General features: G+C 35.3%; 19 protein-coding genes. 12 read left to right on the forward strand and 7 right to left on the reverse strand.

Features of this window, described 5'->3' with window-relative positions; all coding sequences use genetic code 11:
- Positions 1 to 13 precede the first annotated feature (13 nt).
- The 4 genes from P2W65_RS16005 to P2W65_RS16020 all read left to right on the forward strand — a co-directional run bounded on the left by P2W65_RS16005 (position 14) and on the right by P2W65_RS16020 (position 3570).
- Positions 14 to 424 (forward strand): organic hydroperoxide resistance protein, encoded by a 411-nt coding sequence (locus tag P2W65_RS16005; protein WP_289659012.1) that lies wholly within the window; start codon positions 14 to 16, stop codon positions 422 to 424.
- A 119-nt stretch (positions 425 to 543) separates the two neighbouring features.
- Complete coding sequence (locus tag P2W65_RS16010) at positions 544 to 1281, forward strand: DUF1223 domain-containing protein (RefSeq protein WP_289659014.1); 738 nt, start codon at positions 544 to 546, stop codon at positions 1279 to 1281.
- Positions 1282 to 1802: 521 nt separating this feature from the next.
- Positions 1803 to 2822 (forward strand): sensor histidine kinase, encoded by a 1020-nt coding sequence (locus tag P2W65_RS16015; protein WP_289659016.1) that lies wholly within the window; start codon positions 1803 to 1805, stop codon positions 2820 to 2822.
- A complete protein-coding gene (locus tag P2W65_RS16020) occupies positions 2803 to 3570 on the forward strand; it encodes a LytR/AlgR family response regulator transcription factor (protein ID WP_289659018.1) in 768 nt (255 codons plus the stop codon). The genes P2W65_RS16015 and P2W65_RS16020 overlap by 20 nt, the downstream gene beginning before the upstream one ends.
- A gap of 206 nt (positions 3571 to 3776) precedes the next feature.
- On the opposite strand, the gene P2W65_RS16025 is transcribed toward P2W65_RS16020, so the two are convergent.
- From P2W65_RS16025 to P2W65_RS16035, 3 genes are all read right to left on the reverse strand, one after another.
- Positions 3777 to 4175 carry a DoxX family protein gene (locus P2W65_RS16025; RefSeq protein ID WP_289659020.1) on the reverse strand — a complete coding sequence of 133 codons (399 nt, stop codon included), beginning with the start codon at positions 4173 to 4175 and terminating at the stop codon, positions 3777 to 3779.
- 480 nt (positions 4176 to 4655) lie between these two features.
- The gene (locus P2W65_RS16030; protein WP_289659022.1) at positions 4656 to 5717 is read right to left on the reverse strand and encodes an NAD(P)H-dependent flavin oxidoreductase; all 1062 of its coding nucleotides are present in this window, start codon (positions 5715 to 5717) and stop codon (positions 4656 to 4658) included.
- Between the two features lie 7 nt (positions 5718 to 5724).
- Positions 5725 to 6099 (reverse strand): nuclear transport factor 2 family protein, encoded by a 375-nt coding sequence (locus P2W65_RS16035; RefSeq protein WP_289659024.1) that lies wholly within the window; start codon positions 6097 to 6099, stop codon positions 5725 to 5727.
- A 259-nt stretch (positions 6100 to 6358) separates the two neighbouring features.
- Here P2W65_RS16035 and P2W65_RS16040 point away from each other — a divergent pair, with 259 nt between their 5' ends.
- The 8 genes from P2W65_RS16040 to P2W65_RS16075 all read left to right on the forward strand — a co-directional run bounded on the left by P2W65_RS16040 (position 6359) and on the right by P2W65_RS16075 (position 17386).
- On the forward strand, positions 6359 to 7192 hold the full coding sequence (locus tag P2W65_RS16040; RefSeq protein ID WP_289659026.1) for a universal stress protein: 834 nt from the start codon (positions 6359 to 6361) through the stop codon (positions 7190 to 7192).
- Positions 7193 to 7226: 34 nt separating this feature from the next.
- A complete protein-coding gene (locus P2W65_RS16045; protein WP_179003588.1) occupies positions 7227 to 8270 on the forward strand; it encodes a beta-ketoacyl-ACP synthase III in 1044 nt (347 codons plus the stop codon).
- Positions 8271 to 8312: 42 nt separating this feature from the next.
- Positions 8313 to 9416, forward strand: coding sequence for a sensor histidine kinase (locus tag P2W65_RS16050; RefSeq protein ID WP_179003589.1), 1104 nt, complete (start codon positions 8313 to 8315; stop codon positions 9414 to 9416).
- The gene (locus P2W65_RS16055; protein ID WP_289659030.1) at positions 9413 to 10168 is read left to right on the forward strand and encodes a LytR/AlgR family response regulator transcription factor; all 756 of its coding nucleotides are present in this window, start codon (positions 9413 to 9415) and stop codon (positions 10166 to 10168) included. The genes P2W65_RS16050 and P2W65_RS16055 overlap by 4 nt, the downstream gene beginning before the upstream one ends.
- A 614-nt stretch (positions 10169 to 10782) precedes the next feature.
- Complete coding sequence (locus tag P2W65_RS16060) at positions 10783 to 11916, forward strand: efflux RND transporter periplasmic adaptor subunit (RefSeq protein WP_289659031.1); 1134 nt, start codon at positions 10783 to 10785, stop codon at positions 11914 to 11916.
- Between the two features lie 31 nt (positions 11917 to 11947).
- Positions 11948 to 15103, forward strand: a complete 3156-nt coding sequence (locus P2W65_RS16065) for an efflux RND transporter permease subunit (protein ID WP_289659033.1) — start codon at positions 11948 to 11950, stop codon at positions 15101 to 15103.
- Positions 15104 to 15105: 2 nt separating this feature from the next.
- Positions 15106 to 16515 (forward strand): efflux transporter outer membrane subunit, encoded by a 1410-nt coding sequence (locus P2W65_RS16070; protein ID WP_289659035.1) that lies wholly within the window; start codon positions 15106 to 15108, stop codon positions 16513 to 16515.
- Between the two features lie 88 nt (positions 16516 to 16603).
- A complete protein-coding gene (locus tag P2W65_RS16075) occupies positions 16604 to 17386 on the forward strand; it encodes a hypothetical protein (RefSeq protein WP_289659038.1) in 783 nt (260 codons plus the stop codon).
- 43 nt (positions 17387 to 17429) lie between these two features.
- Here P2W65_RS16075 and P2W65_RS16080 read toward each other — a convergent pair whose 3' ends face one another.
- From P2W65_RS16080 to P2W65_RS16095, 4 genes are all read right to left on the reverse strand, one after another.
- A complete protein-coding gene (locus P2W65_RS16080) occupies positions 17430 to 17936 on the reverse strand; it encodes a hypothetical protein (RefSeq protein WP_289659039.1) in 507 nt (168 codons plus the stop codon).
- A 94-nt stretch (positions 17937 to 18030) separates the two neighbouring features.
- Positions 18031 to 18888: a helix-turn-helix domain-containing protein gene (locus tag P2W65_RS16085; RefSeq protein WP_289659042.1), complete on the reverse strand. Its 858-nt coding sequence runs from the start codon at positions 18886 to 18888 to the stop codon at positions 18031 to 18033.
- A 443-nt stretch (positions 18889 to 19331) separates the two neighbouring features.
- Positions 19332 to 22127, reverse strand: coding sequence for a M16 family metallopeptidase (locus tag P2W65_RS16090; protein WP_289659044.1), 2796 nt, complete (start codon positions 22125 to 22127; stop codon positions 19332 to 19334).
- A gap of 232 nt (positions 22128 to 22359) precedes the next feature.
- Entirely contained in the window at positions 22360 to 24957 is a 2598-nt protein-coding gene (locus P2W65_RS16095; protein ID WP_289659046.1) for an alpha/beta hydrolase family protein, read from the reverse strand.
- Positions 24958 to 24964: the final 7 nt, after the last annotated feature.

Below are 24964 nucleotides of genomic sequence, written 5' to 3' on the forward strand. Positions count from 1 at the left end.
AAAATTTGAAAACATGAGTACAAAAGTTTTATACACAGGAAAAACACATACAACAGGCGGCAGAGAAGGAGCTTCTCAAAGTTCGGATGAGCAATTGAATATTAAATTAAGTTCGCCGGGATCTTCGCGTCCGGGGACAAATCCGGAGCAGTTGTTTGCTGCGGGATGGTCGGCTTGTTTTATTGGGGCGTTGGGAATTGCAGCTTCGAAATTAGGCGTGAGACTTCCGGCTGAAACCGCTGTAGATGCCGAAGTAGATTTATGTGTTGAAGAAGGTGAATATTTTCTTCAAGCACGCTTAAATATCAGTCTTCCGGGTTTGGATTTGGAAACAGCGGAAAAACTGGCTTCTCAGGCGCATCAAACTTGTCCGTATTCTAAAGCGACAAGAGGAAATATAAATGTTGAGATTAATATTCTTTAATTTCTAAGTTGCTTAACCTGCAAGGTTTTCCAAACCTTGTAGGTTTAATTATAGGTTAAAATCTTAAAAAAACATACCTACAAGGTTTGGAAAACCTTGCAGGAGAGAAAATAGAAATCATGAAAAAAATAAAATTATTAACTAGCTTTTTAATGTTGTTTCTTTTGGTTGGAAATGGCGTTTTCAGTCAGAACGCAGATAAAAAAGATTTTGCACTTTTAGAATTATATACTTCAGAAGGCTGTTCGAGTTGTCCGCCTGCAGACGAATTGTTAGGCAAAATTCAGAACGAATACCGTGATAAAAATGTTTTTGTTTTGGCTTATCATGTAGATTATTGGGATAAACAGGGCTGGAAAGATATTTTCAGTAATGCCGATTTTACCAAAAGACAATACGATTACGCTCAGTTTATGGGAAAAGAACCAATTTATACGCCTCAGGTTATCATTAACGGAAAATCAGATTATATCGGTTCTCAGGAAACGAGCCTTCGAAATGGAATTAAATCGGCACTATTGAAACCTGCTTTGGCTAATTTAAGTTTAGAAACTTCTCAAAACTCGAATATACTTTCGGTACAGTATCATGTGGAAAGTACTTCAAAAAATAGCCGTTTACTGATTGCCATTGTTCAGAAAGAAGCAAAAAGTAATGTTCGAAGAGGGGAGAATGCGAATCGGGTTTTATCGCATTATCAAATTGTACGTCAATTGCAGTCGGTTAATTTGAATAAAGGCAAGAAAGGAACGACGACAATTTCTCTTCCTAAAAATTATAATGCACAAGGTTTTGAAGTGATTGGCTTTGTTCAAGATGCGGATTCTGGTGTTATTTTGGGAGTTAAGAAAGCTTGATTTTTTTTCACGCAGATTTGAAAAGGATTTTAGCAGATGCGCGCAGATTTTTTTTAATCTCGCAATCCCGATAGCTATCGGGAGCAGAGACGCAAAGTTTTTATTCTCATTTTTTGTCATTTCGACTGAAAGGAGAAATCACACTAGAAACTCCGCAAAGAATGTCGCCAATCTTTGTCGAATCCCGAGTGAGATTTCTCCTTCGTCGAAATGACAAACTGTGTGCGAAACTGGAACAAAAAAATCTGCGCGCATCTGCTAAAATCATATAATCCCGATAACTATCGGGAGCGTGAAATCTTTTTCAATAAAACTATACTAAAAAATATACTCTAGCAGATTTGGGAGATTTAGCAGATAAAAAAATCTCCTAGATCTGCTAAATCTGCGAGAGAAATTTAAAAAGACTATTGTTTATTTAAATTAAGTGAAACGCCTTTAAACACAAAGTGAAATCCTATGTTTCTATGTGTTTAAAAAAAATGAAAATAAAACTATCTTTGACTATATAAACTACAATTATGGAAAAACCAAAACGGTTTCAGGTTTCGCTCAAAGTGATTTGGGGAAGTTCGATTGCTCTGGCGGTTATGGCTTCGATTCCTAAATTATTTGATGCCGATTCTACACCTGGGGATCTTATTATAAACTCTTCGATTACGCTGTTGTTTTCCCTTTTTATATGGTATTACAACATTTACAGCTTACCGAAATTTTCCTCAAACCGAACAACCAAAAGTCTGTTTAACTGGAAACTTTTACTGAGTGTTGTTTTAGGGATTCTGTTAATGGTCATTCTGGTTATCGCGCATCAGGAACTTTTTCAGGTTTCGAAAATGGATGCTCCGATTATGTTTGAACTCCGAGGAGTTTTAATTAATCTGATTGTGTATATGTTTCTGCATCTGCTTTTTCAAAACTATCAAACCCAGCAAATGGGAGTCGAATTGGAACGCACAAAAGCCGTTAATCTTGGTGCTCAGTACGAATTGCTGAAACAGCAGATTAACCCGCATTTTCTTTTCAATAGTTTGAATACTTTGAAATCGATGGTGGATATGAACGACGAAAATAGTTCCGATTTTATCCTGAAATTATCTGATTTTTATCGTTTTACTTTAGAAAGCCGAAAACTCGATTTGATTCCGCTTCGGGAAGAAATTCAGATTCTCGATTCGTATGTTTATCTGCTGAAAGCTCGTTTTGAAGATGGTTTTGTTTTAGAAAATGAAATAGACGAAAAACAGTACGAATCGGTTATTCCACCTTTTGCCTTGCAGTTGTTGATTGAAAACTGTATCAAACACAATGTCGTTTCTTTAGACAAACCTTTAAAAATTAAGCTTTACAGCGAAAATGATTTTCTGGTAATCGAAAACCCGATTCAGTTGAAGAGAGGCGCTATAGTTTCTACAGGCGTTGGGTTGGATAATATCAATCAGCGCTTTATGCATTTGGTGCACAAAGAAATCGAAATTGATAAAAACGAAACCACTTTTAAAGTAAAAATACCACTCATTTATGACCATCGTAATAATTGAAGATGAAGTAAAAACGGCCAAAGCACTTGGCCAGCTTATTCTGAGTATCAGACCCGATGTTCAGATTTTGTCTTATATACAAAGTATTGACGGCGCTGTGAGTTATCTTTTAGAAAACGATCAGCCCGATTTGATTTTTATGGATATTCAGCTCGCAGACGGGCAATGTTTTGAGATTTTTAAAAATGTTGAAGTGTTGTCGCCTGTTATTTTCTGCACTGCTTTTGACGATTATGCGATTGAAGCCTTTAAGTCAAATGGAATCGATTATGTTTTAAAGCCTTTTTCCAGAGAAAGCATTTCTCAGGCATTAAAGAAAGCGGGAGAACTGAAAAACTTCTTTCAGCGCAATAAAAAAGCAATGCCCGATTTTGATTATTTGTTGACCAGAACTGGTGAAAATAAAGGAAAAAGCAGTTTTTTGGTTTTCAAAAACAACAAATACCAAACGGTTTTAACGGAAAATATTGCCTTTTTTTATATCAAAAATGAAACGCCAACGATTATGACTTTAGATAAAAACGAATATCCGTTAACGCAGTCTTTGGATGATATTCATAAACTGTTATCACCAATTCAGTTTTTCAGGGTCAACAGACAGTATTTGGTTAATTTTTCGGCTATTAGAGAAGCAGAACATTATTTCTCGAGAAAGATATTGGTGAAATTAAGTGTTCCATCGGAAGAAAAAATATTGATTGGAAAAGAAAAAGCAACGGCATTTTTGAGTTGGTTAGAAAATAGATAACCAATTAATCTATCGATGATTCAAATAAATTAATTGGTTTAAAATTATAATCCAGGAAACATAAAACAGCTGATAAAAAACAAAGCCGATAAAATGAAACAGAGAATGAGAATGACTTTTTTCATTGGAAGTAATTAAGGTGAAATTAAATTTTATAAAAACGCCTAATAACAATTATTAGGCGTTTTTAATTTTTGATGTCTTCCTCAAAAGTTTACAGAAGACGGAGCATAAGTAGCTGTATATAATTTTCTATACATAGCATAAGTAACGCTGACCATTACAAAAGCTATAATGGCATCGGTTGTTGCGCCAAATCCTAAAACGGCTATTTTAGAAAAGAAAGCAAAAATGATGTCGAACAATACGCCTGCGAAAACCCATTCTTTCAATCGTAATAATTTATTCGGAATTAAAAGTGTAATAACTCCTGCTACTTTAAAAACGCCTAAGATGTAGATAAAATGTGCAGGATAACCCAATTGCTGTGTGATTCCCCAAACCAATGGATTATTTGTTAATTCGAAGAAACCGCTTGCGCCGAACCATAAAGAAGTTAATACTGCGCCTGTCCAATAGATAATTTTTGTTGTTTTTGAGTTCATGATTTTGATATTTAAAGTTATTTAACGGTACAAATGTGCGTTGAAAGCGATAAAAACGAAATCAGAAACTTGTTGAAACGGACAAACTTTGGAGTGAACTGGACAGGTTGCTGGGTAGTGTTTTTTAACGCAAAGTGCGCTAAGGTTCTTTTTTATATAAATGCTGGAAATTTTTAAGTTCGCAAAGCTTTGTGTGTAATCTCATAAAGTGGTAGGGTCGCAAAGGTTTTTATTTTTAAAGCCACAGATTAATAAGATTAAAAGAATTTTGTTTCACGCAGATTCTGCATTTTTTTAGCAGATTTAGTTTTTAAGATTTAAAAAATCTGCGTTTATCTGCTTAAATCATTTAAAATCTGCGTGAAATAAACTTTTGCGACTTTGCAGATTATAAACCACAATATTTGTACACAAAGCTTTGCGAACTTAAAAACACAATCAAAGACAAAAAAACTTAGCGCACTTTGCGGTAAAAAAAAGCTAAGCAGACATTTCGGTAATTAAAGCCTGTATCAATTCGCTGGCCTTATGATGTTTCAAGTTGCTGGTGTTTTGCCCTGACCAAAAATTAACCAAATCAATTCTTCCTTGTTGTAAAGCAGCTGTTTTTAAAGAGGCCATTAATCGGGTTTGAAGCGGAAAAGGAAGTACTTCGGTTTCAAAAAGAACAGCATCTGATATAGTATTGTGGATCATTCGCCCCATTCTTCCAGTCAATGATTTGGAAACTGTAGTAGAAATGTCGGGTTGGGAAAAAAGTATTTCTTTATGAATTGGCAAAGCTGCAGATTCGTCGGTAACCATAAAAGCGGTTCCTAGCTGTACGGCATCGGCTCCTAAAGTCATAGCGGCTTTTATTCCTTTTGCATCGATAATTCCCCCAGCGGCAATTATTGGTGTTTTGGTTTTGGCTTTGAGCTGTTGTATCAATGTAAACAAGCCAGTAAAAGAATCTTGTGCAGGTTTTAGGAATGATGGTCTGTGTCCGCCTGCTTCAAATCCTGCGGCAACAATGGCATCGACTTCGGCATCTTCGAGAGCAAGTGCTTCTTCTAAAGTTGTGGCAGCTCCGATAGTTTTGATTCCTAACTTTTTACTTTCTTTCAGGATTTCTTTGGATGGAATTCCGAAAATAAAACTAAAAACAGCGGGCTTCAATTCGAATAGTACTTCTACTTGTTTTTCAAATTTTGAAGGAATAGCAGTAGAAAGATCAGGAAGCGGAATTCCTAATTCATCAAAATAAGGTTTAAAAAACAGTTTGATTTTTTCCAGTTTTTCTGGTGCATAATTTTCGAGGCTTTTATCAACGTCATTTACCCATAAATTGATATTATAAGGTTTGGAGGTTGCGAGTTGAATCTCTTTTCCAGCTTCGCGAATTTCATCTGGAGTTAAAGTATAAGCCCCAAAACTTCCTAATCCGCCCGAATTGCTTACGGCAGCCAATAGAGAAGCAGTCGAGAAACCACCGCCCATTGGGCCTTGCAAAATTGGATATTCAATACTTAGTAATTTTGTTATTTTGGTGGAATTCCACATTGTATTTTTAATTTACTTTAGTTGCTAATTTATTACTGATTACCCATTTTCCATCCACAACAATGAGACTTAACAGGTCATAATAATCAAATTCAAATATAGGAACCTGTACTTTTGCCACAGCTGTGTTATTGATGATATCTAAAGATAGGATTTTCATTTTAAATTCTTCTCCCAGTTCATGCGGACTTTTACGGTTTTTTACACCTTCTAAGTATTGATTAATGGTTTTAAAATGAGTGTCTCCTTTAATATCAAAACCAATGATTGCCTGTGGATGAAAAACACTTTGCAGCAAAGGAACATCTCCATTATAAATTCCGTTAAAATAATTTGTAAGCAAATCTATGATTAGTGCTTCATTTACAGCAGAATTTTCCATGATTTTAGATTTTTAGTAAGTGCTAAAGACGTAGTGTGACAGTCGTCTAAATTACTAATTTCTCTTCTATTTTTTTATATAATGCCACTATATTAAACTTAATTAGCCGTTTTTAAAATAATAAACAAAAAGGCAAAGCCAGTATTTTCGGCAACGAAATTTTACGGTTGGGTCTTAAAAAATGATCTTTCAGTAATTTAAAAATTTAAACAAGTGTTTAATTAGCCAATTTTGCGAAAAAAAGTTTAATTACTATTATATGATTCCACAACTAACTATAATCGCCGCGACCAATTTTTCTGCAATTGCTAGCAATGCAGTGCATTATGCTGCAGGACTTGCCAAGACTACAGGAGCAAAATTAGTTTTATTTAATTCATTCTCTTTGAGTGTTCACAGCGCCAATTCGCATATTACAGCAGATGCGATGCAGAAGCAGATTGAAAAAGCAATTTCAAGACTGGAAACTTTAGCAAAAGAAATAGCAGATTCATTCAAAATAGAAACAGAATCGATTTGCACTTATTCTTTTTTAGAAGACGAATTGCCTCGTATTATTGATGAAACTAAGGCAGATGTAGTGGTAATGGGAATGGCAGAACGTTCTTTTGAGCAGGAATTATTGGGAAATTCAACTACTTCTGCTATAAAAAACCTGCATATTCCAGTATTGGCTGTTCCAGGAAAAGCACGTTTTCAAAACATTCAAAAAGTGCTTTATGCCTGTGATAGTTTAAGTTTTTCGGCAATTAAAAAATTCAGCTGGATCAAAAATACTTTGGGAGAGCTTGGAGCAGAAATTGAATTTTTCAGTGTAGATGAAAAATTGGACGATTTAAAAGAAGAACAGCACAGGATTTTGATGAATTCGAACATTGAAAAGGAGTTTGAAGACGTGAAATACCTTTATAAAACAGTAAGGTCAAATGCAGTTATTAACGAAATTAAGAAAGAAATTACGAATTATGAAGCAGATATCTTAATTATGGTGCCTCAAAAGTATGGTTTTTGGGATTCTTTGGTACATAAAAGTAAAACTAGAATATTAGCTGCAGGATTAGATATACCATTGTTGTCGTTTCCAAATTATTAGTGTTATTTTTGTATCCGTTAAAAAAACTAAAAACATGAATGCAGTAATAACAGCTATAGGTGGTTTTGTGCCATCATCAATCCTTACCAATAAAATGATTTCGGAGACTGTTGATACATCTGACGAATGGATTGTAAAAAGAACTGGAATTAAAGAACGAAGAATCGCAGACGACGATACGGCAACTTCTGATCTTGCCGCTGCTGCGATTGAAAACCTAATTGAAAATTATAATGTAGATCGTGGCGAAATTGAAGCTTTGCTTGTAGCAACAGCAACTCCCGATCACATTTTGGCGCCAACTGCCAGTATTGTTTGCGAGAAAAGCGGCCTTACAAATGCTTTTGGAATTGATATGAATGCAGCCTGCAGCGGATTTTTATACGCGCTGGAAATGGGAGCAAACATGATCGAAAGCGGCCGTTACAGCAAATTAATTATTGTTGGAGCAGACAAAATGAGTTCGATCGTAGATTATGAAGACCGTAATACTTGTATCCTTTTCGGAGATGGAGCAGGAGCGGTTTTACTAGAAAGAACAGAATCTGAAAATGGTTTAATGAAAACCATTCTCAAAACAGACGGAAGCGGTACCTCTTCTTTGGCTGTTCCAGCTGGAGGTTCAAGAAACCCAACTTCTATGCAGAGCTTATTGCACAGAACACATTATTTAAAACAAGACGGTGCTTTTGTATTTAAAAGAGCGGTGGCTTCAATGGGACAGGTTTCTCAAGATGCTTTGGTAAAAAATGGATTACAGTCAGACGAAATTGACTGGGTAATTCCGCATCAGGCAAACTTAAGAATTATCAATGCCGTTGGAGAAAGTTTAAATATTGAGGCTTCTAAAGTAAAAGTAAACATCGAGCGTTACGGAAATACCACTTCTGCAACAGTTCCGTTGTGTTTATGGGACTTTCAAGAAGATTTTAAAGAAGGTCAAAACTTATTGATTACCACTTTTGGCGCTGGATTTTCATGGGGAGCTACTTGTTTGAAATGGGGAGTGATGCGTGAAAAAAAAACAGTTCAAAAAACTAAAGATTCGAAAGCAGAAGAAGTTCTGGTGGCACACTAAATCGAGCTGAGCAGATTTTCGATTCAAAATAGAGATGATTTAATGGGAAGACAGAAACAAAATAAAAAATCAGGGAAAAACTTTTTCTATAAATATTACAGAGTTATAGTAATTCCTGCGGTTTTTTTAGTGTATTTGTCTTCTTATTACTTCTTAAATCCCTACCGAAATTTTAAAGAAGAAAGTTTGCTGGATTTGGATCAGACTTTTGATATTTTTATCATTTTACTGTACTGCGCCATTCTTACGGAGCTGACGCTTTTTGTTGGCAGAAAGTTAAACAACTATATACGCTGGGAACAAAATCCCTTTTTTAGAGCAATAGCGCAGTTTATCTGTTTAATTGCCGGAAATATACTTTTAAATTACTTTTTCTCCTGTTTATGGGACTATTTATACCCTTGCACAGCTTTAGAAGAAAATGATTTAGTTACCATTTGGCAGTCCAAAATTATGGCTGCCATTATTTCTCTTTTTATCAGCGCAATTCATACCGGTATTTTTCTATTAAACCGTTGGCGTGTAAATGCTATAGAAACAGCCGAATTAAAAATTAAAGCTTCTGAACTTCAGGAAGCCGTAACGCGTTCAAAACTGGAATCCTTAAAAATGCAGTTAGATCCGCATTTTGTTTTTAATAATTTTAGCACCTTGACTGAGCTGATTTATGAAGATCAAAAAGAAGCGGCATCGTTTTTAGAAAATATTACGAGAGTATATCGTTATATGATTTCAAACTCGAATAAAGACACTATTACTGTAAAAGAAGAAATTGAATTCCTAAACGCTTATTTTTATCTGCTAAAGAAAAGACTCGGCGATAAAATCGATCTTAAAATTGACCTTGAACCTTCTTGTTTGTCGTTGCATTTACCTCCCTTAACACTACAGTTATTGGTTGAAAATGCTGTAAAACATAATATGGCAACTTTAGCCAATCCATTGACTATTTCTGTTTTTTGTGATTCGAATGATATTATTGTCCGAAACAATTTGCAGCGAACAGCAGGAAAAAGTCTGGTTTCTACCGGAATTGGGAACAAAAACATTGAGTTTCGTTATAAGATTTTATCTGAAAAAATGCCCGTTTTCAAAGAATCAAAGGACTTTTATGAAGTACGTCTGCCATTAATTGAAGTGTTATGAAAATTTTAATTGTAGAAGATGAAAGTATAAACGCCAGTCGTTTAAAAAGACTGCTGGAAGAACTTGAACCTAATTGTCAAATTTTAGGAATTATTGATACTGTTGTCGACACTGTTGCTTGGTTGAAATCAAATCCTGCACCCGATTTAATTACATTGGATATTCGCCTAGCCGACGGATTGAGTTTTTCAATTTTTGATGAAATCAATATCACTTGTCCCGTTATTTTCACTACAGCTTATGACGAATATGCCATTCGCGCTTTTAAAGTCAACAGCATTGATTATTTGATGAAACCAATTGATAAAGGCGAATTAGAATTTGCTTTAACAAAATTCAAGTCTTTATCTAAAACCGAAACCAGTGTTTCTAATATTGCTGGAATTTTAAAAGACCTTATTCATAAACCAATTTATAGATTACGTTTCTTAGTAACCTATCGAGATGGCTATAAAAGTGTAGATGTTTCTGATATTGACTTCATTTATTCGGAGTTTAAAACGAGTAATTTATTTCTAAAATCGGGTACAATTATATCGATTCCACAAACGATGGAAGAACTGGAGCAGGAACTAGATCCTAATATTTTTTTTAGGGCAAACCGACAATTCTTCATTCGTGCGGAAAGCATTAAATCTATTGCGAATTACTTCAACGCAAAACTTAAAGTCCAACTGAAACTGGATCCTGAAAGAGAAGTGATTATCAGTCGCGAGAAGACACCGTTTTTTAAACAGTGGATGGATAGATAAGTTACTAAGGTTCTGAGATGTTAAGATGCTAAGTTTTTAGGTTCAAAGTTACAAAGAGACAAAGTGACAGAGGTTTTTTTCTTTTCTGGCGAAAAGATTTCTTGTGCTTGTTTTTTGTCATCCTTGACAAAACTGTGTGTAAAAAAACTTTGCGACTCTGCTCCCGATAGCTATCGGGATTGCGAGATTAATTCTGCAAAATCTTCATAAAAAAGAACTTTAAAATACTTTTAATCAGTGGTATAAAAAAACTTTGCGCCTTAGTGCCTTTGTGGCAAAAAAAACTTAGCGTCTTCGAAATAAAAAATCTGTGAGATTATATTTCCCTCTTTCCAAATCAAATTTGAATTAGAGAAAATTCGTGAATTCGTGGCAAAAAAACTTTGCGTCTTCGCGAGATTAATTCTGCACAATCTTCGTAAAAAAAATCCTTTAGAATCCTTTTAATCTGTGGCATAAAAAAACTTTGCGCCTTAGTGCCTTTGTGGCATAACAAACCCATACGTTTCAGTATCAAAAAATGCCGTTTGGGTAAATTTCTCCCCTAAAAATGCTGTTTTCAGCCGTTATTTTGCGGCCAAATATGAGGTAATTCATTTAAAATGAAAAGTAAAATGACAAAACAGTTTTTTCAAAATAACACAGCAATTGGCAGGATTGCGGTTTTATTGATTATAATTTCTTTTTCTTCCTGCGGGAAAAGTGCGGATGCCCAGATGGCACCTCCAAAGCCGGAAGTTGACTTTCTGCAGACCACTTCAGTAACAGGAGATGTGGAAAAAAAATATCCAGCAACAGTCGAAGGTACTGTAAACGTTGATATAAAAGCACAGGTTTCAGGATATCTTGAAGCTATTTATGTCAAAGAAGGAGACTATGTAAACAAAGGACAATCCCTTTTTAAAATTAAAGGCGATGTATATGCCGAGCAGGTAAACAACAGCCGTGCCGCTTACAAAAGTGCTTTGGCGAACCAAGCCAATGCCAAATTGGAAGTAGAAAAAATCAAACCGCTTGTGGACGGAAAAGTTTTCTCTGACATGCAGTTAAAAACAGCGCAGGCCAATTTAGAAGCTGCGACAGCACAAGTAGCACAGGCTAAAGCCGCTTTAGGATCATCTCAGTTAAATGCCGATTTCTCTTTGATTAAAGCTCCTGTAAGCGGCTATATTAGCCGTATTCCAAACCGAGTTGGAAATTTAGTAACACCAAATGATGCTGTTCCTTTAACAACACTTTCTGAAATCAACAACGTATTTGTTTATTTCTCTTTGACAGAAGCAGATTACTTAGCTTTTTCTAAAGATTCAAAGGCCAATCAAACCGTAAGTCTAATTATGGCTGATGACAGTGAATACGATCAAAAAGGAAAGTTAGAAGTAGCCAGCGGAAACATTGATCGTGCAACGGGAACAATTGCTTTAAAAGCCATTTTCCCAAATCCGAAAAAGATATTGCGTTCTGGAGGTTCAGCAAGAATTGTATTGAACAAAAGTTTGTCATCTGTAATTACAGTGCCAATGGCAAGTGTAAAAGACATTCAGGATAAATTTTTCGTCTTTGTTTTAAAAGAAGGAAACAAAGTAGCGATGGTTCCAATCGAAATTGCTGGAAGCGCTGGATCAGATTATTTCGTAAAAGCTGGATTACAATCTGGAGACAAAGTGGCTTTAAACTCTATTGATGTTCTTTATGACAGCATGGAAGTGGTTCCTAAAACCGCTGGAAAAGCCGTAAGCAGCAAATAATTTTTGATTTAAACATATAATAACATTTTCCATGTTAAAAAAAATAATAGACAGGCCGGTATTGGCCACAGTGATCTCTATTGTATTGGTAATCTTGGGGATTATAGGTCTTACGAGATTATCGGTAACGAGATTTCCAGATATTTCACCGCCAACTGTAATGGTAAGCGGTTCGTATCCAGGAGGAAATAGTGAAACCGTTATTCGTTCTGTGGTAACGCCACTAGAAGAACAGATTAACGGAGTTGAAAATATGCAGTACATTAAATCGACTGCCAGTAATGACGGATCGTTTTCGATCAGTGTTATTTTTAAACAAGGTGTTGATCCAGATCAGGCTGCGGTAAACGTACAGAATAGAGTACAGCAGGCTACACCAAAATTACCACAGGAAGTTGTCCGTATGGGACTTACAACTTCGAAACAGCAAAATAGTATGATTGTTATCTTCAATTTGTATACAGAAGATAATGCTAAATATGACGAGTTGTTTTTGCAGAATTATGCTAATATCAACTTAGTGCCTCAAATGAAACGTGTTCCCGGAGTGGGACAGGTTCAAATTTTCGGACAAAAAGATTATTCGATGCGAATCTGGCTGGATCCGCGTAAAATGGCGAATGCAGGTTTAGTTCCTTCAGATGTGACGCAGGCAATTGCAGAACAAAGTTTAGAATCGGCTCCAGGGAAATTGGGAGAAGAATCAAAAGCGGCTTTAGAATATGTAATTCGTTACAAAGGAAAAAAGAACAAACCAGAGCAGTATGAAAATATTGTGGTTAAAAATAACGGAAGTAATGTTCTAAGACTTAAAGACGTTGCGAGAGTTGAATTTGGTTCTATTTCATACAGTGGAGACAACAAATCGAATAGTAAAAATGCTGTGACGATGGCAATTTTACAGACATCAGGTTCGAATGCAAACGATATTGAAATCGGAATTAATAAAGAAGTAGAAAGACTTTCAAAATCTTTTCCTCCCGGAATTAAGTACGTGAACGTAATGAGTACCAAAGAACGTTTGGACGAAGCAACTGGGCAAGTAAAATCGACTTTGTTTGAAGCTTTTATTCTGGTTTTTATCGTAGTATTTATATTCCTGCAAGACATTCGCTCGACGATAATTCCAGCGATTGCAGTACCTGTGGCGATTGTAGGAACGTTTTTCTTCTTATTGGTTTTTGGATTTACCATTAATATTTTAACGCTTTTCGCTTTGGTACTCGCAATCGGAATTGTGGTCGATGATGCAATTGTTGTCGTCGAAGCCGTTCACAGTAAAATGGAAGAAGATGCAGGAATTTCAGCCAAAGAAGCGACTCACGGTGCCATGGCAGAAATTACTGGAGCTGTAGTTTCGATTACTTTGGTCATGTCGGCGGTATTTATTCCGATTGGATTTATGACGGGATCTTCGGGGATTTTCTACAAACAATTTGCTTATACTTTGGCGATTGCAATTATTATTTCGGCTGTAAATGCCTTGACTTTGACTCCCGCCTTATGTGCATTATTACTAAAGAATCATGGAGATAAACACGGAAATCACGAGCATAAAACCAGTTTTAAAGATCGTTTTTTCATTGGATTTAATACAAGCTTCAACAATTTTACGGGAAGATATATCAAAGGCGTTCGTTTCCTTATCGGAAGAAAATGGATCGCAGCAGGATTGGTAACAGGGATAACAGTTCTTGCGGTTTATATGATGATGTCAACGCCAAAAAGTTTCGTTCCGTTAGAGGATGACGGATTCATGGTGTACAGTTTATCAATGCCTCCAGGAACAGCGCTTGATCGTACGACTGAAGTAGTGGAGAGAATGGAGAAAATCTTGGAAACTGAAGAAGCAATTGATGTCAATACCAGTATTACTGGATTTAATATTTTGAGTAACAGTGCCAGTACAGCTTACGGATTGGGATTTATCAAATTAAAACCTAAAAAAGAAAGAGGTGCTGTTAAAGATATTAATGAAATTTTGAACAGTGTTACAGGCAAATTATCGACAATTAAAGAAGGTTCGATTATGGTATTCAGAATGCCGCCTGTTGAAGGATTTGGTGTAACGAGCGGTGCTGAAATTGTGTTGCAGGACAGAATGGCAAGAAGTCCAGAAGTTTTAAAAGCAATGTCGGATAAAGTTATCGGACAAATTATGCAGCAACCGGGCGTTCAATATGCGTATACGACTTTTAGAGCCGATTATCCGCAGTTAGAATTGGAAGTTGATGAAGATAAAGCCCGTCAAATGGGAGTGAATGTAAAAGACCTTTTAGGCAACATTCAGACCTATTTTGCTGGAGATCAATCTTCAGATTTTACAAGATTTGGGAAGTTCTACAGAGTGAATGTAAAAGCTGATGGAATTTTCAGAATGGATCAGGATGCGTTTAATGAGATTTTCGTTAGAAATGCGGATATGCAGATGGTTCCAGTAAAATCAATTGTGAAATTCCATAAAGTGTATGGGCCAGAATCGGTAAACCGATATAACCTTTATAATTCGGTAAATATTACTGCAATGGCATTGCCAGGTTATAGTAACGGTCAGATTATGGGGAATTTAGAAAAAGTTCTAGATAAACTTCCTGCCGATTACAGTTACGAATGGACAGGTTTAAGTTTGGAAGAAAAAGCAGGAGGAAACCAGACAATCGCCATTTTTGGATTATGTCTCTTGTTTGTCTTCTTCTTATTGGCTGCACAATATGAAAGCTATTTGTTGCCATTGGCCGTTTTACTTTCAATTCCGACAGGAATTTTAGGAGCTTTCGCTGGAGTAAAAGCAGTTGGTTTAGATAACAATATTTATGTTCAGGTCGGATTAATCATGTTGGTCGGATTGCTCGCTAAAAATGCCATTTTGATTGTGGAGTTTGCGCTTCAAAGACGTCTTTCAGGTTTAAGTATTGTGGAAGCAGCAATTGAAGGCGCAAGATCAAGGTTGCGACCAATTATCATGACTTCATTAGCTTTTATTGTAGGTATGATTCCGTTGATGTTTGCTTCTGGAGGAACTGCTGTTGGAAACAGATCCATTAGTGTCAGCGCTGCGGTTGGGATGTTAAGCGGTGTTGTTTTAGGGATTTTTGTAATTCCGTTACTTTTTATCGTATTCCAATATTTACAAGAAAAAGTTTCCACTAAGAAAATCGCAGTTGAAGTTCAAACGATAAAAGAATAATAATGAAAACACTATATAAAATTGGAATTGTTTTACTTACTGGAACCGTGATGACTTCATGTGTGGTAGGAAAAAAATATTCCAGAGAAGATTTAAAAGCGCCGGAAAAATACCGTGAAGAAATTGCGGTTACGGCAGACACGGTTTTACTGCCGTGGAAAAGCTATTACAAAGATCCTTTGTTGGTTAATTTGATTGAAAAAGCCCTCGTTAAAAACAACGAGGTGCTTGTTGCAGTGAAAAGTATGGAACAGCTTGACCTTAGTTACAAACAAGCCAAGCTGTCCTTACTTCCAACACTTGATTTTGATGCAGGAGCAAGCCGTTCGTATCAATCAAAAAACTCTTTAAACGGCTCATTAAGCGCTCAGTTTATTGGTAAAGATTATATGGACGATTACAGTGCTAACCTTCGTATGTCATGGGAAGTAGATATTTGGGGAAAAGCAGCCATGCAGAAAAGAGATGCTAAAGCAGCTTATTTCGCTCAGAAAGAAAATCTTTCGGCATTAAAAACCAGAATTATTGTTCAGGTAGCACAGGCTTATTACAATCTTTTAGGTTTAGACGAACAGCTAAAAATTGCAGAGAAAAATATTGAATTGAGTACCAGTACTTTGGATATGATGAAGCTGCAGTACAATTCGGGTTCCATCAGTTCTTTGGCAGTAAACCAAACAGAAGCACAAAAGAAAACGGCTGAATTATTAGTGCCTTTAGCGAAAGCGAATATTGCAGTTCAAGAAAATGCTTTGCAGATTTTGTGTGGCGAATATCCAAACAGCATAGAACGTGCAGGAAATATTGATGCCGCTGAGATAAATGTTGTTTTTCCAACAGGAATTCCAGTTTCACTTTTAAGCCGAAGACCAGATGTAAAAGCAAGCGAATATGCTGTAATGTCTGCCGCAGCAAAAACAGGTTTGTCAAAAGCAGCGATGTATCCAGCTTTAAGTTTAAATCCGTCGATTGGAGTGAATTCATTCGAATTTGAAAAATGGTTTGATTTCCCAGGATCGATTACTAAAACTATTGCAGCAAATCTAGCACAGCCTATTTTCAGAAAAAAAGCATTACGAACGGCTTATGAAGTGGCAGTTTTAGAACAGGAAAAAGCAGCAATTCAGTTTAAACAGTCTTTTATTACAGCTGTTGGCGAAGTAAACGATGCAATGTCAAGATTAAAATATGCTGATGAAAGAATTGTTTTGGCTAAAGAAAAAGCGACGTCTTTAGACAAAGCCACTTCTGATGCTTCATTACTTTACAAAAGTGGTATGGCCAATTATTTAGAAGTGATAACAGCCCAAAATAGTTCGCTGCAAAATGACTTGGATGTTGTGACCATAAAACTAGAAAAACTAAATGCAGCAATTAATCTATACCGTGCCTTAGGAGGTGGTGTAGAGTAGAAGCCAATAATTTATTACAATTCGCTATCTCTGTAAGGAAACTTTAGAGGTAGTGAATTTGTGTTTTAATTGATTTTGAATTACTGAGATGGACAAAATTACTTTTACCCGTTCAGAACTTTATGATTTAGTTTGGAAATTTCCGCTTGTACAAATTGCAAAGCATTATGAAATTTCTACAATGGGAATCAAAAATGCCTGTACTAAATTGGAAATTCCGCTTCCTAAAACCAAACATTGGACTAGACCTGAATACAAGCGAATAAATACTCCAAAATTAACTTTAGACTATAAAGGAAATAATGAAATTAGTATTTTCAAAAAAAGGTATGAAATGCAGTTTAGAACTACTTCTAAACCTACACCTTTACAAGAATTGGCTGGAAAAATAAAAAGTGACGAAAACGGACCTTTACAAGTTTTTAAAAAGCTGAAAAATCCTGTCGCTATTGTAAAAATAACAGAAAAACATTGGATCAGTAAATCATTAAATGATGGGATTTATGAACCTAAATCTAACATTTTAGATTTAAATGTTTCTGTTGACAGTATAAATCGGGCTTTACTATTTATGGATGCTTTTATAAAATTGATAGAATACCGCGGTCATAAATTTGGAAAAAGTGAAGACGGTTTTGATACCGTTTTTTTCAGCAACGGAATTGAAATCAAAGTAGATTTAAGAGAAGCTTTAAAGCGAATTACAGCAAACGGTTTAAGAGAAACTACAGAATATGTTTTTACAGGCGATTTTATTTTTAGGGTTTCAAGAGAATCTGATAAAAAAGAATGGCGTGATGGAAAAATTTTGTTAGAAGATAATCTAGCTATAATTATAGCTAAATTAGAATTAATGGCGCTTGAAGAATAATAATAACCTGCTGGAATTAATCACATTCAGCAGGTTTTTTTGTTTAATGAATTTCCTTTTTTAAGAAAAGTTGTTTTACAGGAAGATTTTCAGCTACAGCTTCTGAATAATTGAATATTATATAGCCCATTTCAATTAAAGTATCTTTCAAAATCAAATCAGTTTCAAAGATTTTTACCCAAATAAAATCGTGTTTTCTTTGTTTGGCGATTTCTTCAGCACGATTAAAAAGCAGCTGAATTTCTTCAACATTTAAATGAACGATATGTTCCATGCAGATCGGTTTTGAAGCCTCGACTTTTTCATTAAAAATTCGGGAAGAATTTAATTGAAGAAAAGAAGCTGGAGTTTCATTTTCATGAATCATCAAAACTTCAATATTAAAGTCATTCTGCACTTTAAAAAGTTCCGAAATAGAAAGTTTTTCAGAAACGTATTGTTCGCCAATTTCTTCGGATAAAAATAAATTAGAATAAAACTTTTTGGCTTTAGCTTCCATATCGGTAGCTGTATCTAGTATTATAACTACAAATTGTGCTTTTTTAGACATGTTTTCAGGTATTGAATTTCAATACAAAACTGCAATTGTTTGTTTGGTAAGAAAAGGGAAAAAAGTCTGAAATGTTGGTCAGAAAGTCGGTTTGTTAAATAGTGTTTCGGTATTCTAAAGGAGAAAACTGTGTGTAGTTTTTAAAGAATTTTCCAAAAACTGATTGGTTCGAAAAATGTAAAGTATCGCTGATTTGATTAATGGTTAACGATTTATTCTGAAGCAGTACTTTGGCTTCTAAAATAACCATTTCATCAATCCATTCGCGGGTTGTTTTACCGCTGTTATTTTTAATCACTTCTGAAAGGTATTTTCGCGTCACGTTTAGATTTTCTGCATAATAGGATGGAGCACGATGTTTGATAAAATCTTTGACCAAAAGTTCTTTAAATTTTTCAAACAAAGGATTTTGAATTTCTTTCTGTGGCAGATTTTTTTTCATCGAATCCAGTTCAAATATCAAAACATACAAATAACTTCTGAGAATAGAAGCCTGATGAAAATGATTTGTCCGAAGATTTTCCTGAATTAAACTAAAAAGCTGTTCGAATTTGGTTTTGTTCTTTTTCTCCAAAGGAAAGACGTGCATTTTACTGTTTTCGAAAAAATCATATTGAGAAAGAAAAAAGACATTGGTTTGAGTTTCTAGAAAAAATTTCGGTTTAAAAAAGATAATATCCATTAAAATGCTCTCGCTGTCTTTGCTGAAACTTCTAATAACATTGGGCCCAAGAGCCAATATTGCCGGTGCTTTAATCACGATTTTATCCAATCGCGTCTGCAATATGATGCTTCCTTTTTTCAGAAATTCAATAGCATAACTTTCAGCCCGATACGGAATATCAATGTACGGATGTTCTTCAATCTGTACATAAAAATATTCTTTGTTATCATTTTCGTCTGTAAACAGACTTTTATGATGCTCGAGTGAATAGGTATCGATTTTGCTCATTTTCTATGGAGCTTTTATGGAAGTTTAATTTCTCAAATATAATCAAAATTTCATATTTCGCAGAGAAATGAACCGTTCCTACGGAACTCATTTGATTGCGGTTAATCTATTGTTCCGTAGGAACATTTCATCGGTAGAATAAATGAATGATGATTGTTTTACGTTCCGTAGGAACGTTTGATATTTTGGCAAAAAACGTATAAATTAAACGTTCCTACGGAACGAAAATCTGGCATGTCTATATTTTTTTCTACCAACGAAACATTCCTACGGAATGATGGTTGGATATAGAAATGATAATTTTAATTAGTAATAAACGAAAATGATTAAAGCAATAAAGGCTGTCTTTTGGACAGCCTTTAAAAACTAATTAAAATAAAAAAAATAAAAAAATCGATAAGAATATTTTAAACCTTGGAACTAATGTGGTCTAAAATTGATTCTTATTTTGCTTTCATCAGCACTTGCACACTGTTCGATTTTTTCAAGGCATTTGTTGTAAATTCCTTTAAATCTTTGGCAGTGATTGTGCTTAATGTATTTTTAAGAAGTTCCATGTCAAAAGGTGTTTCATCGTTTCGAACATACGATGTCAGTACGCTCAGCCAATAACTGTTCTCTTTGATCTGCTCCTGATAATTTTTGATTATAGATTGTTTAATGTCTTCCAGCATATTCGCGGGAATGGTTTCTGTCTGTACTCTTGTCAATTCCGCGTGAACAATTTTTACCAAGGCATCGGCTTTGTCCGGATTACAGTCAAAATTGATTTCTAATGAAAACAATGGAGAAGGGGACTGCGATAAATCGGTTCCAACTTGTACGCCGTAACTGCCGCCTTCTTCTTCACGAATGGTTTCCAAATAACGTTTAGTCAGCCATTCCGAAACCATATAACTTAAGATTTTGTTCTTTTTAGAATAGGTTACGTCTTTGTTTTCCAAATGAAGATAAACGGTTGTTTTTGGTGTATCCATTGTTCTGAAAATCGTTTTTTCAGTCTTTCCGTCTTTCATGAAAATTTTATGGTCAACGTATTTTTCTGTTTTTGGAGTTGACAGAATATTGCCTAAATAAGTATTGATTAAAGCAATATCTTTCTCAGAAATGTTTCCAACGAATAAGAAGGTAAAATCTCCTGCATTAGAAAAACGCTCGGTGTAGAATTTCTTCGCTTTATTCAAATCAAAAGCATTGATGAAATCCTGATTCAATAACCAATTGCGTTTGCTGTAATTCGTGTTTAAAACTGAAATCGTATCACTTAACGCTTTTTCGTTGCTGTTGTGAGCATTATTCAGTTTGTTTTGGTACTGTTCTTTGATTTTATCAAAAGTGGTCGTATCAAATCTTGGATGCTGGAAATAAAGGTATGTCAACTGCAATAAAGTCGTTAATGATTCTTTGTTGCTGCTTCCATTAAAACCTTCGTATAAACCTCCAATATACGGACTAACACTAGCCGTTTGACCTGCCAGTTTCTTTTTTAAATCGGTAAACTTATAATCGCCCAATCCTGAATAAGCCGCTACTGCCGTTGCAATTTGTGTTGATGGAAGATCCTGCCAGTCTGCTAAGGAATTTCCTCCTGCGCTGTAAGCAGAAAACAAAATTTGGTCTTTGCTTAAGGTTGTTGGATAAATAATCACTTTTGCGCCGTTTGCTAAAGTGTATTGTTTTGCATTTGCGAAAGCTTTAATGTCGCTGGTTTTTGCAATCGCTTTTTCTGTCAATTGCTCTTTAACTAAAGAAGCCGTTAATTCTTCTTCCTTGTACGCTTCCAATTTGCTGTTTGAAATGGTTTTCATTGCATTCCAATAGTCGTTTGCTTCCGGAAATTTAGTCGCAGCATCTTCTGGAGCAGAAACCGATATGATTAGATTTTGTTTTGGTTCTAAAGCTCTGAAAGCACTATTAACCTGTTCCAAAGTCACTTTATTTAGAAACTCGTTCATCCATTTGTATTCCTGGTCTAAAGTCATAACCGGATTGGCTTCTAAGAAATACATCTGTAATTGTTCTGCCCAATATCCGTTGCTGATTTTGTCTTTGTTTGCCAGACGATTATCATAATTGCTTCGCATTTTGGTTTTTAAACGGTCTAATTCCTGCTGTGTAAATCCGTTTTGGATAGCTCTTTCATATTCTTTGTAAGCTTCACTAAATGCTTCTAAGAATTTACCTTTTTTAGGTGCGATGTTCAATGAAAATTTACTGTCTAATCTCGAAAGATTATCATTTCTTACACCAAAAGATAAACCTGCCGTTTCATTGTTAATGATGTATTCTCCAAAACGAGTATTCATTAACTGCATCGCAAGACTTTCCTGCATGCTTTTGGTCATTTCGGCTTCATCTTGTACTATTGGTTTTGGCATGGTGTACGAAAGCGAAATCCCAGAACGCTGTAATTCTTTGTCGGTTGCCAGTACATAACGGTTTTCTTTTTGTACCGGAATTTTTTCGTATTCTCTTTTGTTGATTTTCTTTGGAGTCGGTATCGAACCGAAAATCTCTTTAACCCTTTTTTCGATTAATGCCACGTCAATGTCCCCTACGATGACGACAGCCTGATTTTGCGGTTGATACCACTTTTTATAATAATCTCTTAAAACCTGATATTTGAAGTTGTTGATGACGTTCAAATCGCCGATTACATTTCGTTTGGCATATTTAGAACCTTGAAAAACTACTTTGTCGATTTTTTCTCCAGCTCTGTAATCGGCATTTCTTCTGGTGCGCCATTCTTCACGAATCACACCTCTTTCTGCGTCGATTTCATTATTAGCCAAAAGCAAAGAACCTGACCAGTCGTGCAGTACGTACATGCAAGAATCCAATAAAGTTTTATTGTCTGCAGGAACGTTGCTGATATTGTAAACCGTTTCGTCATACGCCGTGTAAGCATTGATGTCTTTTCCAAAAGAAACACCTTGCTTTTCTAGCATGTTGATGATGCCCTTTCCTTTAAAGTGTTCTGTTCCGTTAAAAGCCATATGTTCCAGAAAGTGCGCTAATCCGTCCTGATCGTCGTTTTCTAGAATCGCCCCGACATTTTGTACGAAATAAAAATCGGCTCTGTCTTTTGGCCATTCGTTGTGCATGATGAAATATTGCATTCCGTTTGGAAGCGTTCCATGTGCCACTTCTTTGGGCAATGGAAAAGTAGTTTTAAACTGCGCCGAAACCTGAGTTAAACCCAAGAAAAGAAAATGCGCTAAAATTAATTTTGTTTTCATTTTTGATCCTTATTGTTCTTTTTTTTGATTGAATTTTAGTTGGAATAGGGTATAAGAAGCCCCTGCTGTTTATTTGAAATCTTCAAAAAACAGTTGTAATGGGACACGGATTAAACGGATTCGCTTCCGCGAAAACGCTGATAAAACGGATTTTAAATGTTTTTATCTGTGTAAATCCGCGTTTTCGCAAGGCGAATCCGTTTAATCCGCGTCTAATTTTAAGTTATTGTAATTACATCCAGTCTGGTTTTGCTGCACCTTTTAAGTAGTAATCAAAATACAGTTGCATTTTGAGTGTCCAGTCTTTTCTGTTACTGGCATCGTCTAAAGTATGTCCTTCTTTTTTATAGTTTATTAATAAAGCAGGTTTTCCTAAACGACGAAGTGCAAAGAATAAAGATTGTCCTTCCTGATAAGGAACTGCGCGGTCATTATCATTATGGAAAATCAAAATTGGTGTTTTGATGTTTTTCGCAGAAAATAGAGGCGAGTTTTTAATATATCCGTCCAAATTATCATGCATTGAACTTCCCATACGGTATTGATCGGCTTCGTATTTAAACATAGTCGAAATTCCATTGGATCTCATAACAGGATAGTTAGCCGTAAAGTTGCTTACTCCAGAACCCACAATCGCACAGCTGAAAAGATTTGTTTTAGTTGTTAAGAAAGAAGTTTCGTAACCGCCAAAACTGTGTCCTTGAATTCCGATTTTACCTTTTTCAGTAATACCATTTGCGATTAAGTACTCAACACCACTCATGACATCATTGTAAACGCTGTTTCCGACATCGCCGTAAACATAATGTACATCTGGTTGAAATACGATATAACCTCTGCTTAAATAGGTTGGAATATTAATATTCGAAGAACTTACTTCCGGTTGTTGGTAGGTATTAAAATCAGTTGTATGTTTTTCATAAAAATGGACAATTACCGGATATTTTTTTTTGCTGTCGTAATTGTCCGGAAGATATAAGTTTCCTTGATTTTCTTTTCCGTTAAAAGTCTTCCAAGTCAATACTTTTGCAGTTCCCCAAGCATATTCTTTTTGCTGCGGATTGATATCTGTTATTCTAGATTGTGATCCAAAAGCAGAAGTTCCCCACCATAAATCCGGGAAAATAGTATAACTTGATTTTGAAAACAAAACACTTGAATTATCTCCAGAAACAGTTTCAATTCTAACACTGTAATCTGGATTTGCAAATATTTTTGTTATCGAATTATTGTTATTTAATTGGAAAACTCCGTTGGATTTATGATTGAAATCAAAACCAACTAAAGTAACTGTTTTTTTCTGATCCAAATTACCTATAAAACCTTGTTCTCCGTATCGAAGTTCCACTTTGTTTTTTCTTCCGTAACCTTGTGTCAGCGAATATGCCTTTTTTTGATTGGTAAGATCAATAGCCCACAAATCAAACTGATCGTACAAAACAACTGTATTTCCGTTGTTTAACCAGCCCGCTATTCCGTAAGCTGTATTAGCCGATTTCATGTCTACATTATCATCTGAAAGTGGAAAAGGAATCTGAGAACTAATGTTTTTAAACTGCATAGAAGCAGGGTCAAAAATAGTCCATACTTTTTCTTTTTCGTCATAATAAACAGCAAAACTTCCCTGTGGATTCCAAGTTGGATTTCCAAAAACGCCAGTCAGTACTTTGGTCGATTTTCCTGTTGTGGCATCAATCCAATATATATCGTTACGTTCGTTAAAAGTCCAGTCGGTTTCTACTGCATACGGTTTTTTATCACTCGCAAAAACACCTTTGTAATTTCCGGATTCGGGAATTAAAACTTGATCAAATTCGCCTGTTGAAGCAACTTTAATTACTTTTTTATTTTGGATATCATAAAGAAATTTTTGTTCGCTTGGAAGTGTTTTAGAACTTCTTAATAATTCCTGTCTGCGTTCCATAGTTCCCTGATTGGATCTCCAGATTTCAACATTCGATTTTGCAATCTGAGTGTTTTCAGGACGTTTGTTTGAGTTTACTAATAACGTAATGAAATTGCTGTTTTCGTTTAATCCATACGCCACTTTAGAAATGGAAAAATCAGGATTATTCAAATTGATTTCATCATAATTGAATACTAAATGAGTTTTATTAGTATTCAAATTGAAATAATAAACCATGTTGAAATCAGAGCTGTTGTTTCCTTTTAAAGTAAAAGTACCGCCGTTTTCTTTATCATTTAATTGAAAATCACCAAAATCTGATGCTTTTCCGCTGTAAACTGTTTCTTGTTTGCCGCCGATTGCTCCGTGTTTTAGAAAAACCTGATCTTTTTCAATCTGCACATACACAATCGATTTGTTCTTTAAAAAACGAGACGACTTAATGTTGCTTACAAAAGTACTGTCATTACTTTCTAAATTATAACAAACCAAACGCTGTAAAAAGATTGCTCCTTTTGGAGTTTCCGGACGTGTGTAATACAAGAAATCTGTTCCTTCAAGCGGAGTGGTGTAGTGGTTGGTTTTCCAAAGTTTTTTAACTCCGGTTTTTAAATTCTGCACCAATGTGCTGTCGTTTTTACTGTACTGAATCCAGTCTTTTTTTCCGATGAATTTTAAATCACTGCAATTCTCCAAAACCAAACGTTTTCCTTTTGGAGCTTCTTGAATAATGATCTGTTTTTTGTTTTCCTTTTCCTCATCCTGAAAAACGGTGCTGTAAGACATCCATTTTCCGTTGTATGATAAAGCTTTGCTGTTGATTCTTTGCCAAGATTGATAAGCCGATTCGTCTACTGCTTTTTTCTGTGCAGATAAACTATGTACACCCAAAGCGAGTGTACATAGCAAAACAATTTTTTTCATATTTTTT

Source organism: Flavobacterium panacagri (assembly GCF_030378165.1).
In the GTDB taxonomy this organism is placed as follows: Bacteria; Bacteroidota; Bacteroidia; order Flavobacteriales; family Flavobacteriaceae; genus Flavobacterium; species Flavobacterium panacagri.